This is a genomic window from Streptomyces luomodiensis (genome assembly GCF_031679605.1).
Lineage (GTDB): Bacteria > Actinomycetota > Actinomycetes > Streptomycetales > Streptomycetaceae > Streptomyces > Streptomyces luomodiensis.
This window is the reverse complement of the sequence record NZ_CP117522.1, coordinates 4,303,665-4,317,973: the sequence shown is the minus strand read 5'-3', so window position 1 is coordinate 4,317,973 and position 14,309 is coordinate 4,303,665. Positions and strand designations below refer to the sequence as shown.

The 14,309-nt window shown below is 69.5% G+C and carries 14 protein-coding genes and 1 pseudogene; 6 read left to right on the top strand and 9 right to left on the bottom strand.

From position 1 onward, the window contains the following. Positions 1–37: 37 nt before the first annotated feature. Positions 38–289, bottom strand: coding sequence for a hypothetical protein (locus PS467_RS18115; RefSeq protein ID WP_311036157.1), 252 nt, complete (start codon positions 287–289; stop codon positions 38–40). Continuing rightward, complete coding sequence (locus tag PS467_RS18110) at positions 286–675, bottom strand: hypothetical protein (RefSeq protein ID WP_432280600.1); 390 nt, start codon at positions 673–675, stop codon at positions 286–288. The genes PS467_RS18115 and PS467_RS18110 overlap by 4 nt, the downstream gene beginning before the upstream one ends. A 375-nt stretch (positions 676–1,050) precedes the next feature. Here PS467_RS18110 and PS467_RS18105 point away from each other — a divergent pair, with 375 nt between their 5' ends. Beyond that, positions 1,051–1,653 (top strand): XRE family transcriptional regulator, encoded by a 603-nt coding sequence (locus tag PS467_RS18105; RefSeq protein WP_311039896.1) that lies wholly within the window; start codon positions 1,051–1,053, stop codon positions 1,651–1,653. A gap of 506 nt (positions 1,654–2,159) precedes the next feature. Here PS467_RS18105 and PS467_RS18100 read toward each other — a convergent pair. The 6 genes from PS467_RS18100 to PS467_RS18075 form a co-directional block, all read right to left on the bottom strand. Then, positions 2,160–2,993, bottom strand: coding sequence for a helix-turn-helix domain-containing protein (locus PS467_RS18100; protein WP_311036155.1), 834 nt, complete (start codon positions 2,991–2,993; stop codon positions 2,160–2,162). Continuing rightward, complete coding sequence (locus tag PS467_RS18095; RefSeq protein WP_311036154.1) at positions 2,983–3,504, bottom strand: DUF6879 family protein; 522 nt, start codon at positions 3,502–3,504, stop codon at positions 2,983–2,985. The genes PS467_RS18100 and PS467_RS18095 overlap by 11 nt, the downstream gene beginning before the upstream one ends. Then, positions 3,488–3,697 (bottom strand): hypothetical protein, encoded by a 210-nt coding sequence (locus PS467_RS18090; RefSeq protein ID WP_311036153.1) that lies wholly within the window; start codon positions 3,695–3,697, stop codon positions 3,488–3,490. Before PS467_RS18090 ends, PS467_RS18095 begins: the two co-directional genes overlap by 17 nt. Positions 3,698–3,920: 223 nt before the next feature. Continuing rightward, a complete protein-coding gene (locus tag PS467_RS18085; protein ID WP_311036152.1) occupies positions 3,921–5,123 on the bottom strand; it encodes an acyltransferase family protein in 1,203 nt (400 codons plus the stop codon). Continuing rightward, a complete protein-coding gene (locus PS467_RS18080; protein ID WP_311036151.1) occupies positions 5,120–6,529 on the bottom strand; it encodes a polysialyltransferase family glycosyltransferase in 1,410 nt (469 codons plus the stop codon). The genes PS467_RS18085 and PS467_RS18080 overlap by 4 nt, the downstream gene beginning before the upstream one ends. Then, positions 6,529–7,506, bottom strand: a complete 978-nt coding sequence (locus tag PS467_RS18075) for a glycosyltransferase family 2 protein (protein WP_268972606.1) — start codon at positions 7,504–7,506, stop codon at positions 6,529–6,531. Before PS467_RS18075 ends, PS467_RS18080 begins: the two co-directional genes overlap by 1 nt. 223 nt (positions 7,507–7,729) lie before the next feature. Here PS467_RS18075 and PS467_RS18070 point away from each other — a divergent pair, with 223 nt between their 5' ends. The 5 genes from PS467_RS18070 (at position 7,730) to PS467_RS18050 (ending at position 14,017) form a co-directional block, all read left to right on the top strand. Further along, the gene (locus tag PS467_RS18070) at positions 7,730–9,055 is read left to right on the top strand and encodes a DUF6716 putative glycosyltransferase (protein WP_311039895.1); all 1,326 of its coding nucleotides are present in this window, start codon (positions 7,730–7,732) and stop codon (positions 9,053–9,055) included. An 89-nt stretch (positions 9,056–9,144) separates the two neighbouring features. Then, positions 9,145–10,344: a cytidylyltransferase domain-containing protein gene (locus tag PS467_RS18065; RefSeq protein WP_311036150.1), complete on the top strand. Its 1,200-nt coding sequence runs from the start codon at positions 9,145–9,147 to the stop codon at positions 10,342–10,344. Next, entirely contained in the window at positions 10,345–11,277 is a 933-nt protein-coding gene (locus PS467_RS18060; RefSeq protein ID WP_311036149.1) for an N-acetylneuraminate synthase family protein, read from the top strand. Positions 11,278–11,393: 116 nt separating this feature from the next. Beyond that, positions 11,394–12,563 (top strand): hypothetical protein, encoded by a 1,170-nt coding sequence (locus tag PS467_RS18055; protein WP_311036148.1) that lies wholly within the window; start codon positions 11,394–11,396, stop codon positions 12,561–12,563. Between the two features lie 242 nt (positions 12,564–12,805). Then, positions 12,806–14,017, top strand: a complete 1,212-nt coding sequence (locus PS467_RS18050) for an amidohydrolase (RefSeq protein WP_311039894.1) — start codon at positions 12,806–12,808, stop codon at positions 14,015–14,017. Here PS467_RS18050 and PS467_RS18045 read toward each other — a convergent pair. Next, a pseudogene (locus tag PS467_RS18045) lies at positions 14,010–14,193 on the bottom strand (arginase family protein); the annotation flags it as partial. The gene PS467_RS18050 and the pseudogene PS467_RS18045 sit on opposite strands and share 8 nt — an antisense overlap. Between the last annotated feature and the right edge of the window lie 116 nt (positions 14,194–14,309).

The window sequence follows — 14,309 nt, the reverse complement described above, 5'->3', positions numbered from 1 at the left end:
CCGACGACAACGCCGGAGCAAGGCGGTTGTTTCGGCATCAGTACCGCTGTCGGCCACCCGGGTAGCGGATCGGCTGTCGGCACTCAGGGGCGGCGGTGGGTGGGGGCTGCTCACCGAGCGCGTAGCACAGGGCCGCGTGCAGCTGCTCCGCCTCGGCGGGGGTCAGCGCTAGTTGCGCGATGGCCCGATGCCGCCCATCGCTGCTGATCTGTAGCGGCAGTGCGAGTTCCCCATCCGCCATGCGGTACAGCCCCCGCCCCGGCACAGGCCCGATCTCCCACTTGGTCATGCCGAGCCCTCGTTGCTCTCAGGCGCGCCGCCGAGGCTCTCACCCCCATCGCTTTCAGGGGCGGCCAGGCGCCCGCCCCTGCTCTCGGCGACCCGCAGCACATCACGGAGCGCCTCACACAGTCGCTCCGCCAGGAAACGCAGTTCTCGCGCGTCCGCCTTCCGGTCGCCCAACAGCGCACGGGCGTGGTAGAGGAGTCCGGCGCCCATGGCGAGCTGTAGGGCCTCGATTTCGTCAGCCCGCCGGCTCAGCGCGCTGTGATCGCCGTCCGAAACCAGGAAACACGGCTTGCCTTCGGGGCTGGACCATGGCAGCAGCCGCAGGCCGTTCGACTGGGTCACTGTGCCGCCCCCGTGAAGTCGCCGTTCGAAACTACTTTCACCCATTCGAGTACGCACCGGATCAGGTAGATCACGTCATCAGCTCCTCAGAGACTGGTGGCCATGGACTGGGCCAGGAGGACGGTCGCAGGGTCTTTGCAGCCAAAGACTGACCGCCCAAAGCGGACGTATTACCGCCCAAGGCAAGGACGTCTGGGGCGTATCGGCGCTACCGTTGAAAACGCCCAAACGTCCCCAGGGGGAGCTTTGAACTCAGCCTTACGATCAGCTGTCGAGTCCTCTGGGCTGTCACCAAGACAGCTCGCTATCCGGGTGGGTGTCTCCAGCAAGACCGTTGAACGATGGATCGCGGACGAAGAGCTCATCCCGCACGCCAGGAACCGGGTAGACGCCGCTGAGGTGTTGGGAGTTGACGCAGAGATGCTGTGGCCGAAAGCTGTGAGGGACCGGCTGAAGACCGGCGGTGACCGGGAACTCGTCCACATTTACGCATACAGGTCTGCCTGTCCCTCAACGGTCTGGGCTGATCTGATCGCCGGGGCGACCGAGGACCTGTTCTTCGCCGGTTTCACGTCCTACTTCCTCTGGACACAGGTACCTGCTCTTCCCGAAATCCTTCGGAGGAAGGCAGAGAGCGGTTGCCGAGTTCGCTTCCTGCTTGGCGATCCGGAGGGGGCGGTGACCCGACAGCGGGAAGCCATCGAGGACGTTGCCCTGACGGTCTCCACACGCGTCAGGATGACCCTGGAGCAACTCGCCAAGATAGGTGAGGTGCAGGGACTGGAAGCGCGGTTCTCCGCGTCGGCGGATGCCATGAATCACGTCTCCCTGTCGGTCTTCCGCTTTGACGACGAGGCACTCGTCACGCCACATCTGGCGCGGCTCGTGGGCCATGATTCGCCATTGATGCATCTGCGGCGCCATGGTGACGAGGGGATGTTCTCTCGCTTCGCGGAACACGCGGAGGAGTTGTGGACCGGTGGTGTCCCCGTTCCAGGGACTCCATCGTCCGCGCCGCGATAGCGGTACCCCTGCGGTGTCGGTGCAGGTGTGGCCGGTAGGCGGCCCCCTGCCATCTGCCACGGGGGAAGCAGGTGACAGGGGCCGATTCAGTAAGCCATGGGAATGTCAGGGGTTCACTTGCCGTCGCCTCCCTGCGGGGCTGGGTCGCGGGGGGCCTCCGGAGGCATTGGTCCTCCGTCGTGCTTTCCTCCGTCGGCCTGCTCGGTCATCAGGTCACGCGGGTGCCTGAACGGGACTCCGCGCCAACCTTCCGCGTCGGGCGTGCGCGTCTCGTACCTGTCGACGGCCGCAGCGTTCATCTACCAGCCTCCTCTTTCGCGATGGGCCATGTCGCCGTACCGTCGGGGACATGGCCCGCGACCGCAGGGGATTCCTCTGCGGTTTGGTCACCCGCCCCGGTTGCTCGACCTGTCCAGGGTTTCCAACCGCCGGGGCGGGAGCTCATAAGCTCACGGTAGAGAAGAATGCCGAGCGAACCAATTGATATTTCCGTAGTCGGGTAAAGGTCATGAGCGGCACTGGTTGGCCCATTCGGACAGCCGTTCTCTGCACTTCTCCCCGAACAAGGCGAATCCTTCATATGCTGCGAACTCATCCAGGTACGCCGACACATCCCGACGGTCCCGGAAAATCATCGCGCCCGTCTGCGTCTCAACTGTGGCGATTCGCGCGTCATAGATGGTGAAGGTGTTCAACGGGCCCACCGGGACATGGGCGTCGAAGGGGATGACTCCGAGGCGAATGTTCGGCAGCAGGCTGATCGACGCCAGTCGGTCGATCTGCATAGCCATGGCAGGGGCAGGAAGGAACGGCCAGCGTACGGCCTGTTCGGTCAGGATGAACGTGAAACGCTTCGACGTGTCGTACAGGACCGACTGCCGCTCCAGCTTCCTGGCGATCGCCTTGCTGTGATCTCCTGAGATGTGAGCGAGGCTTGCCCTCACATAGTCTGGGGTCGCCAGCAGGCCAGTCACCATGGACAGGAGGAAGTACCGAAACTCTGTAGAAGAACGTTCGAACCCGGCAAGTTCATTTTGTTTCTTCTCCAGACCGGTGCGGCGCTGGGACCAGACGTCTTGCCATTCGGTGTTTGCGGTACGAGCAAGGGCCGCCACCTGGGAGGCGAGGTCGGACGGTGCCTTCAGAGCGCGGAGAATCAGCTCTACATCGACAAGGCTCGGCGTTAGCTTCGCTCCTTCGATATTGCTGATCTTCGTCTGGGACATATTGCAACGCTGAGCGAGCCGGGTCTGTGTGATCCCGGCCCGCTTGCGGAGGGTCTTGAGCGTGTCGGCCAAGTCCGTTCTGGACTGCCTCAGCTCTTCCGGCTCAAACGTCAAGACCCTTCACGTACTCCTCAAAGGGCACCGACTCGGCCAAAGCGATACGCTGATATTCGAGGTATGGCGTCACGTCGCCCTCGTGCACTTCACGGCTGATCTGTGTGCCGTCCGCCTGGTAGTGCATGAGGACGACTTCTCTTTTGTCGAAAATCCAGAAGTCCTGAACGCCGGCCAGGGGATTTTCCCGGTCGGTCACGTCCATGATTCTGATGTCTTCGCCGGCCCATACGTGCGGCCTGTAGTACATGAACTCGTAGCGGAGATACGTGGAGAGCGGGCGGGTAACGATGTGTACGCGCCCCTTGCTCTTTCCTTCGCGACGTACCCGCTTCAGATCCTCGGTGTACTCGTTGGAGTGTGCGTGGGGATCGATACGTTCACCCGCCAGATAGGCCCGGATCTCTTCCTCTTCTTGTGGGACCTTGTAGGCAGGCAGAGTCTCAAGCCGCCATGCCTCGCTCCGGAAGTCCCGGAATTTGGCCTGCCACGCTTCACCCTCCAAGAGCACGGATGGCCTCCCGCATGACATGCTCGTGGATCTTCACCAGTGCCTCACCGGGCGGGGGCTGGAACGCTTCGTAGATGTCGCCTTGCACGACGATCCCGCCGTCAGTCTCGTCCCGGTAGATGTTGGGACAGTCGTTTTGGCTGCACTCCCCATTACCGCTGCCGGTGAGCCGGGTCAGTTCCTGCCGTGTCATGCCGAACCCCCCTCGTTCGCGACCCTGGTCGGGCCGACTGGCCATACGGTACGAGGGCGGTCATTGGCCGTCCATGCGGGATCGCCAATATTCGCGTTGTCGGGTAAAGATCTTGCTGTGCCCGCCATGTCATCGATCAGGCGCTGTCCCAGCGAAACGAGTAGGGCTCCCCTCGCCGCGAGCCGCGAAACAGCGAGGGGAGCCGCGAGAGCGTGTGGCGGCCCTACAGCCGGACCGTGGTCAGCGAGCGTTTGATCACTGGGGTGAGCCGCTGTTCGACGAAGCGGTAGAGCACCCAGGCGAGGGCCAGCATCAGCAGCACGGTCAGGGCGAACGTCGCGTAGGACGGGATGCCCAGCTTGCGGTGGAGCACTCCCACGACCACCCAGCCCAGATGCTCGTGGACCAGGTAGAACGGGTAGGTCAGCGCGCCCGCCAGGGTCAGCCAGCGCCAGTTCGCCCAGTTGAGCTTGCCGAGCGCGATCAGGGTGACCGCCAGGTAGCCGAAGGCGACGATGGCGATGATGGCGGTGGCCGAGCGGTAGGAGAAGGCGTTGACGTTCGCCGGGTGCCACAGTTCGCCGATCGCGTAGTGCTGGCCGATCAGGAAGCTGATCCCGACGATGCCCCAGGCCAGGGCGTCGTGGCCGAAGCGGTGGAGCAGGTAGATGCCCATGCCGCCGATGAAGTACGAGGCGTACTCGGGCATCAGGACGACGTCCAGCAGCGGCAGGTTCGCCGCCTCGGCGAACGCCGCGCCCAGGGTCCAGACGGCGCAGAACAGCACCACCCGGTGCCGGCTGGCGCCCGGGAGCACCACGAACAGTGCGAAGAGGGCGTAGAAGCGCAGCTCCGCCCACAGGGTCCAGCACACGCCCAGCACCCGGTGCGCGCCGAGCGGCTGCTGGAGCATGGTCAGGTTGACCAGCGCGTCGCTGGGCGAGACCGCCTCGTAGGCGACCCAGGGGAGCGCGAAGACGGCGGTGACCAGGATGATCGCGACCCAGTAGGCGGGGTAGAGGCGGGAGACGCGCGAGGCGAAGAAGGAGCGCAGCGGCCGTCCCCATCCGCTCATGCAGATGACGAAGCCGCTGATGACGAAGAAGATCTGGACGCCGAGGCAGCCGTAGGCGAAGTAGCCGGAGAGGGTGGGGAACTGCTCGCGGGGCGAGGTGCCCCAGGCCTGGCTGATCTCGCCGCTGCGGCCGCCGTAGTGGTACGCGGCCACCATGAGCGCGGCGAGCAGGCGCAGCCCGTCCAGCGCGCGCAGCCGCACCGGATGGCCGCCGCCGCGTGCGGCCGCCTTGGCGGTCTGCTCGGCGGATCTCTCCAGGGCGTCGTCGGGGGCGCGCGGCGGCGTCGGCGTGGGAGCCGTCGCCGCCGCGGACGATATCGGCCCCGCGTCGGGGGCGGGCGGGGCGCTCATCCGGTCACCGTCCGCTTCAGCGCGGCCCGCTTCAGGGCGCGGGCCCGGCGCGCCACCCGGCGCACCGTCTCATTGCGCGGGATGAAGGCGAGTTGGGAGGGGACCGCGCCGGGCAGGGCGAGCGCGGTCAGCCGGCGCTTCTTGAAGTAGCGCCAGGTGTGGGCGTCCAGATGGGTGGCCAGATAGCGCTCGGCGGCGGGCCGCAGACCGGGGTAGATCTTCGCCTGCATGCAGAAGCCGACCGCGGTGACCAGTCCGCCGAGCCGCTTGCCCGCCCGCTCGTCGACCGGCTGGGCGGCGGTCACCGCCTTGTGGTCCTCGAGGTCGGGCAGCAGCGCGTCCACGATCGTCACCGGCATGCGGTTGCTGTTCTGGTACGGGGTGAGCCGCTCCAGCAGCACCTCGGTGCCGATCCGGGCCACCGGCAGTCCGTAGAAGACGTCGGCGGTGAGCAGTGCGGTGGAGAAGCAGCCGATGACCAGGGCCGGGCGCATCCGCTGGTACAGCACCTCGGCGAGGACCGGGGTGTCCATGACGGTCAGTTCCGCACCCAGCTCCGCGGCCTTCTTCTCCAGCATCCGCGACCAGCGGGCCGGGGCGGTGGGGTGCGGTTTGAAGACGACGGTGCGGTGGCCCAGTGCCACGGCGCCGCGCAACATCCGCACATGCAGCTCTTCCTCCTCCTGCGGGGTGAGGATGTCCAGCGCGGACAGGTACTGACCGAGCATCAGCGCCGGGCCGCCGCCGCCGGCGATCCGCTCACTGGCGGAGGCGACACCGCGCGGGGCGGCGTCCGCGACCTCGGCGAGCACCTTGGTGAACACCTCGGTCGGCAGCACCTCCGGTGCCACGCCGAACTCGGTCAGCAGCAGCGGCCGCAGCCCCGGCACCAGGTCCAGGTGGAGCAGCCGGCGGATGCGGGTGCCGATCAGCGGGTCGAGCTTGTTACGGGTCGGGCCGTAGCTCATCAGCCCGTCCGCGTAGACGTCGATGGGCGCGCCCTGGAAGACGTTGGCCACCGCCATCGCCGGGTTGACCTGGATGGACTCCAGGACCAGCTCGATCTCGTCGTCGCCGAGGTTCCACAGCAGCCGCAGATGGCGCTCCCACAGCGGGGTGTCGTCCATGCGCGGGGCCCAGCCGCCGGGGTGGAACGGCGAGATGGTCTCGTTCCAGGACAGCACCCGGTCGAAGCGGGTGCGCAGCCGCTCGAAGCCGGGCATCTCGTCGACGGCCGGAGTGGTCTCCGGCGTCGCGGCGTTGTTGCTGATCAGCAGCAGCCGGCGGTCGGCCGGGCCGACGCTGCCCGCGTCGATGGCGGCCGCGAGGGTCGCCGCCCCGTAGAGGGTCGAGGCGAGGAAGATCTGGGTGCGCTTGCGCTCCGCCAGGGGCGTGTAGGCGGACATCAGGCCGCCACCTCCGCCCCGGCGGGCCGGCGCTTGACTCGCCGCAGCCGTGCGGCGCGCTCGTAGTCCATGGAATCCAGTGCGTCCTTCAATACGTCCTGGGGCATGCGTTTCATCGCCGCCGCCGACATGGAACGGAGTTTGCGGGCCACTTGTGGTTCGAATCTTTCGATGTTGCCCAGGTGGTGGGAAATGATCGCGCAATATGTGCGGACGGCCTTCGGCAGCAGGGCGTCGGCGTCGCGGTCCCGTGCGGTTTCCTCGATGACCTGGTCGAATGCGCGAATGAAGTCAAGCTGTCGGACATCGCCGATCTGGGTGAGCGAGGAGGCGACCCCGCGCCGGTAGAACACTCCGTGCAGGCCGAGTACGGCGAAGCTGCGCGCCTCGCGGTGCAGCCGCCAGATCCAGGGCCGGTCCTCGGCGGTCCGCAGCCCGTCGGTGAAGTGCAGCAGTCCGTCGTCCAGCAGCCGGCGGTGGTACATGCCCGCCCACGCGAAGGCGTAGTCCACGGAGGTGGAGCGGTCGGCCGGCAGGATCGCGTCCCGCGGGTTCATGACGACATCGCGCCGGCCGTGCGGCACCCGGTGGATCTGGCGGGCGCGGGCGGTGCACTGGACGTGGTCGACGCGGACGAAGTCGCACCCCAGGTCCTCGATGGCCGCGAGCAGCCGTTCGTAGTACCCGGCCGCCAGCCAGTCGTCGCCGTCGAGGAAGGTGATGTACTCCCCGGTGGCCTTGTCCAGGCCAGTGTTCCGGGCGGTGGCCAGCCCGCCGTTCTTCTCGTGCCGTACGTAGACGGCCCCCGGAAGATCGCGTTCGGCCCGCTCCAGGATCTCCGGCGTCCCGTCGGTGGCGCAGTCGTCGACGAGAATGAATTCGAAGTCCGCACGCGCGTTCGCGCGCAGACTTCTGAGCGTGTCGGGGGCGTATGTCTGCACGTTGTAGAACGGCACGATGACGGAGAGCTTAACCACGCGGGTGACGCTAGGTCTCCGGTCGGCATTCGTCTTGACCACGGGTGTACGTAAAGGTGAACGAAGGACGTCGGAACGGTTAACCCGCCACGCCGGTCAGCCGATTCGCCAACCGTCGATGTTCTGTTAACCCTTTGTTGCGCCTGAGTTGGGCCGTGAATCGACAACGCTTCCTAGCGTCTGCGACGTGTCCTCACGTACCCATCCCCCCGTGCGAGTAGCCGTGCTCGCCGACTCCGACACCCGGTGGAAATGGGGCGCGCTCACCGCGCATCGCCTCGTACCGGACGCGTCGGGTGCCGCCTCGGGCCGTCGCCTGGACGGCTTCCTGCTGCGCGGCCGCGCCACGCCGACCGCCCGGCAGCTCACCGAGGTCGGAGTGCGCGCCGACGCGCTGCGCGAGGTCACGGGCGTCGAATTCGTCCGGGCGATGGACCGTGAGCGCTACGACGTGATCGTGCTCTCCCTGGTCGGCGGCGCCGTCCAGGCGATGCTGCACGGACTGCGGCACGCCTGGCAGGGCGCCGCCCGCCGCCCCGTGGTCGTCACCGGCTACGTCGGCGTCGTCTACGAGAAGCTGGCCGACGGTCTGCTGCTGCGCCACGGCGCCGATGTGGTGCTGGCCAACTCCCGCCACGACGCCGACCGTTTCCGCGATGTCTACACGGGCGTCGGCGCCGACGCGGACAGCGTCGTCGAGTGCGCGCTGCCCTTCCTCGGCGGCGCCCGCTACGACGAGAAGGCGCGGCAGGGGCGGAAGTACACCGGCGGCACGGTCGTCTTCGCCGTCCAGCCGTCCGTCCCGGACAACCGCGCCGACCGCACCTATCTGCTGCGCCGGGCCGTGGACCACGCCCGCCGCCACCCGGACCGCGAGGTCGTGGTCAAGCTGCGCAGCAAGCCCGGCGAGCACACCACGCACATCGAAGAGCTTCCCTACCAGAAGCTGATCGCCAAGTTCGGCGACGACCTGCCCGCCAACTTCCGGCTCGCCTACGGGAACATGGGCGAGGTCCTGGACACCGCGGACCTGCTGGTCACGGTCAGCTCCACGGCCGCCCTGGAGTCGCTGCACCGCTCCATACCGACCGCCATCCTCACCGACCTCGGGGTCCGGGAGGCGCTCGGCAACCACCACTTCCTCGGCTCCGGCTGCCTGGCCTCCTGGGACCAGCTGGACGCCGGACATCTGCCCGAGCCGAACGCCGAGTGGCTCAGCCGCCAGGGCGTCGCCGCCGACGGGCCGTACGAGACCTGGTTCGACGCCGCACGGGAGCGGGTCGCCGAACTGGCCGCCGCGGAAACCCTCCCGCCGCTCGCCCCCTTCTACACCCCGGTCACGGCGCCCGGCTATCTGCCCGGCCGGCTCGCCCGGTACGGCTTCGCACCGGACGGCTCGCCCCGCCCCGGGGCCGGCGCCGAGGACCAGGCGCAGGTCGGGGCGTTGCGGCGGGTGGTGCGCAACACGATGCGGGAAGCGGCCCGCGGCGCCTACCGCCACGGCGTGCAGCGCGTGGCTCCGGTCATCCGGCGGATGGGGGAGCTGTGAGCGACGCGAACCCGCAGGCGGCCGTGAGCGCGAACGAAGGAGAGGCCGTGCGCGCCTCGATCACCTCTGCAACCCCCGAAGGAGCCGCCATGCCCGCCTCGAGCCCATGCGTGCTCGCCGTGATCCCCGCCCGTGGCGGGTCGAAGGGCGTCCCCGCCAAGAACCTCGCCCCGGTCGGAGGCGTACCGCTGGTCGCCCGCGCCGTCACCGAGTGCCGGGCCGGCAGACTGGTGACGGACGTGGTGGTCTCCACCGACGACGCCGGCATAGCCGCCGCGGCGCGCGCCGCGGGCGCCGTGGTCGTGCAGCGGCCCACCGCCATCGCGGGCGACACCGCCACCAGCGAGGCCGCGGTGATCCACGCCATGGACGCGTACGAGGCATCGCACGGCACCACCGTGGACGTGGTGCTCCTGGTGCAGTGCACCAGCCCGTTCATCATCCGCGAGGACATCGACGGGGTGGCCGCGGCGGTCGCCGAGAAGGGCGCCGACACCGCCCTGACCGTGGCCCCCTTCCACGGCTTCGTCTGGCGCGAGGGCGAGAACCCGCAGGAAGACGGCGGCGACGGGGTCAACCACGACAAGGCGTACCGCCCGCGCCGCCAGGACCGCCCCCAGGACTTCCTGGAGACCGGCGCCGCCTACGCGATGGACGCCCGCGGCTTCCGTGCGGCCGGGCACCGCTTCTTCGGCCGCACCGAGCTGGTGCGCACCGACCCCGCCCGGGTGCTGGAGATCGACGATCCGCACGATCTGGCCCGCGCCCGCGCGCTCGCCCCGCTGCTCGACGCCGAGCGGCCGGGCGCCCTCCCCACCCGCGAGGACATCGACGCGGTGGTACTGGACTTCGACGGCACCCAGACCGACGACAGGGTGCTGATCGACTCCGAAGGACGCGAACTCGTGGCCGTGCACCGCGGCGACGGGCTCGGGATCGCCGCCCTGCGCCGCGCTGAGCTGGCGCTGCTGATCCTGTCCACGGAAAAGAACCCGGTCGTCGCCGCACGGGCCCGCAAACTCCAGGTCCCCGTGCTCCACGGCATCGACCGAAAAGATCTCGCACTGAAGCAGTGGTGCGAGGAGCAGGGCATCGCGCCGGAGCGCGTGCTCTACGTCGGCAACGACGTCAACGACCTCCCGTGCTTCGGCCTCGTCGGCTGGCCCGTGGCGGTCGCAGGTGCGCACGACGTCGTGCGCGGCGCCGCACGTGCGGTCACCTCCACCCCCGGAGGGGACGGCGCGATCCGCGAGATCGCCTCGTGGATTCTCGGAAAGGAACTGTCTTAAGTGAGCTCCAACTCTCGCCTCCGCACCCTCGGTGACAAGATCGCCGGACCCGGCCACCCGGTCTACGTCACCGGTGAGATCGGCATCAACCACAACGGCGACCTGGAGAACGCGTTCAAGCTGATCGACGTCGCCGCCGAGGCCGGCTGTGACGCGGTCAAGTTCCAGAAGCGAACCCCGGAGATCTGCACCCCCCGCGACCAGTGGGACATCGAGCGGGACACCCCCTGGGGCCGGATGACCTACATCGACTACCGCCACCGGGTGGAGTTCGGCGAGGACGAGTACCGCGCCATCTCCGAGCACTGCCGGAAGCGCGGTATCGACTGGTTCGCCTCCCCGTGGGACACCGAGGCCGTCGCCTTCCTGGAGAAGTTCGACGTCCCGGCCCACAAGGTGGCCTCCGCCTCGCTGACCGACGACGAGCTGCTGCGCGCCCTGCGCGCCACCGGCCGCACGATCATCCTGTCGACGGGCATGTCCACCCCCAAGCAGATCCGCCACGCGGTGGAGGTGCTGGGCAGCGAGAACATCCTGCTGTGCCACGCCACGTCCACGTACCCGGCCAAGGCCGAGGAGCTCAACCTGCGCGTGATCAACACGCTGCAGGCCGAGTACCCGAACGTGCCGATCGGCTACTCCGGCCACGAGACCGGTCTCCAGACCACCCTGGCCGCCGTCGCGCTCGGCGCCACCTTCGTGGAGCGCCACATCACCCTGGACCGCGCCATGTGGGGCTCGGACCAGGCCGCCTCCGTCGAGCCGCAGGGTCTGACGCGGCTGGTGCGGGACATCCGCACCATCGAGGAGTCGCTCGGTGACGGCGTGAAGAAGGTCTACGAGAGCGAGCTCGGCCCGATGAAGAAGCTGCGCCGGGTCGCCGGCGTGGTCGCCGAGTCCGAGGCCGCCGACCGCGAGCCGGTCGCGGTCTGAGGCACTCTGCCGTGAATCCACCGGCCGGTGAGCCCGGCCCTCGCCCGGAAGCGGCGGGCACCCCTGACTCCTCGGGGGCTGCCCGCCGCGTCCGGGCCCTGCCTTTGGACGGTGCGATGGTCTCCGCTGCCACTCCCGCGACCTCTCCCGCGACGCTCGCCTTCGTCGAGAGCCCGGTCCAGCTGCTGAACGTGCTGGAGTGGGCGTACGCCGACGCCCAGCGCGCCGGGGGCCCGGGGCCCACGGCGTCCCAGGACCTCACCGTGGTGGTGCTCTCCCCGCACGATCCGATGACCCGCGGCCAGCTGCGCCGGATGGCCGAGCTGGCCCGGGACGAGGGCTTCACCGTGCGCTGGGAGGAGGCGCGCGGCGGGGCCGGTGCGCCGGTCAAGACCATCGGCGGACTGCGCGGACCGCTGCGCCGGGCCGCGCGCATCGTGATAGGCGATCCGTTCTCCCGCTATGTCCAGCTGCTGCTGACCCTCACCCGCGCCCAGGACCTGGTCGTGGTGGACGACGGCACGGCCACCATGGAGTTCATCTCCCAGCTGGCCAAGGGGGAGCCCCTGGTGCGCTGGCACCGGCGCGGCAGCCGAGGGGCGCGCGACGTGGTGTTCGCGCCCGTCTCCGCCACCGCGCGCCGTCGGCTCACCCCGGACGACAAGCGCCGGGTCGAGGTCTTCAGCTCGATGCCGGTCGAGCCGCCCACCGGGGTCACGATCACCGCCAACGACTTCGCCTGGACCCGGGCCCGGTTCGGCCCGCCCCGGCTCACCGGCGGCACCGATCTGGTGGGCACGTCCCTGGTCGAGACGGGTGTGGTGGACCTGGAGCGCTATCTGGAGGCGGTCGGCTCGCTGGCCCGCGCCCATGGCGCGACCCGCTACTTCGCGCACCGCCGCGAGAGCGCCGAGAAGCTCAGCCGGGTCGCGGGCGAGGTGGGACTGGAGATCGTACGGCCCGATCTGCCGCTGGAGCTGATAGCCCGGCGCGGCCCCATCGGCCACACGATCGTGAGCTTCCCCTCGACCGTGGTGCACACCCTGCCGCTCGCGCTCGCCGGCACCGGTGTCCAGGTCGCGGTCTGCGATGTCGACCCCGCCTGGCTGACCAGCAACGCCTCCCCGCGCGCCCAGGGCTTCCTGTCCGGGGTCACCGGGACGGCCCGCGATGTGCGCCGGCTGGACCCGGCCCCGAGGGACGCGGAGGCCCCGAGGGACGCCCTGAGGGACGCGGCCCCGCCGACGAGCCCGGGTCCGCCCGCGGCACCGGTCGCCGCGTCCTGAGGCCGTCGCGTCCTGGGGCGGCCGCGTCCTGAGGCCGTCGCCGCCCGTCACCGCCCGTCGCCCGTACGGCCGTGTGGCGCTTCTCACCCGCAGTCGGCCGAGGAGCGCCCTGTTATACCCCCTGACTAGGGGGATCATGCACCGGCTGGGGTGGTTTTGCGTACCCGAACCGATTGAATTTTTGTTGATCGACATTCGGCGGGCCCACCTGGCGTTCTACGCTTCTTCAGGTGAAGCAATTGATGTCCCTCGATGCGACCGATGTCACACCCGCCGCCGCGCCGGCCCTGCCCGGCACGCTCCCCGACGAGCTCCGTGCCGAACTCATCGCCTTCCGCCGCGACTTGCACATGCACCCCGAGCTCGGCAACTGCGAGTTCCGCACCACCGCCGCCATCAAGGCGCGGTTGGAGCAGGCGGGCCTCGAGCCGCGGGTGCTGTCCACCGGCACCGGCCTCATCTGTGACATCGGCCCGCGCGATGGCGTAGCGCCCCTGCTGGCGCTGCGCGCGGACATCGACGGACTGCCCATCCCCGACACCAAGACGGTGGACTACCGCTCGACCGTCGCCGACCGCGCCCACGCCTGCGGCCACGATGTGCACACCACCGTGGTGCTCGGCGCCGGTCTGGTCCTGGCCGAGCTGGCCCGCGAGGGGCGGCTGGCGCGTCCGGTGCGGCTGCTGTTCCAGCCCGCCGAGGAGGTGCTGCCCGGCGGCGCCGCCGACGCGATCGAGGCGGGCGTGCTGGACGGCGTCGGCCGGATCCTGGCGCTGCACTGCGACCCCAAGGTCGAGGTCGGCCGGATCGGGCTGCGCACCGGCCCGATCACCTCGGCCTGCGACCGGCTGGAGATCTCCCTGGACGGTCCGGGCGGCCACACCGCGCGCCCCCATCTGACCACCGACCTGGTGACCGCCACCGCCAAGGTGATCACCGAGGTGCCGGCGCTGCTGGCCCGCCGGGTCGACGCCCGCTCGGGCCTGGCCGTCACCTGGGGCCGGGTGGAGTCCGGCCACGCCTGCAATGTGATCCCGCAGCACGCCGAGCTGTCCGCCACGGTCCGCTGCCTGGACCTGCCCGCCTGGCGGGAGGCCCCGGACCTGGTCCACGCGGCGGTCGACGAGATCGCCACCCTGCACCGCGCCAAGTCGGAGATCAACTACATCCGCGGGGTTCCGCCGGTGGTCAACGAGGCGAGCTCCGCCGAGCTGCTGCGGGACGCGATGATCGCCCGCCGTGGCGCACAGGCCGTCGAGGACACCGAGCAGTCCCTGGGCGGCGAGGACTTCTCCTGGTACCTGGAGCGGGTGCCCGGTGCGATGGCCCGGCTGGGCGTCCGCAAGGTCGGCGACACCACCCGGCGCGACCTGCACGCGGGCGACTTCGACGTGGACGAGGGCGCGATCGCGGTGGGCGTGGAGCTGTTCACGGCCGCCGCCCTGCTCGGCTGAGACGGATGTGGCCGGCGGAGGTCTTCCCGCACGCCCCCGGAGTGCCGGGGGCGTGGGCCGGGTCGAGGCAGCCGATGACGAGGGAGACGTACAGCGGCCGGTCGCCGATGCGCCCGCGCGGGGTCGGCCACCGCGTCGGCGCCGCGCCCGTGGACATCGGCGAAGGTGCGCGCGCCCCTCGGGGCGCGCCGTCTCGTCACCCCGCCGCCACCGCCGGTACGGCTCGTGGACACGAGAGGTTCGCGACGATCCGATAACGGCTGCCGAGCGGGCCTTTATCTGACATCTACGC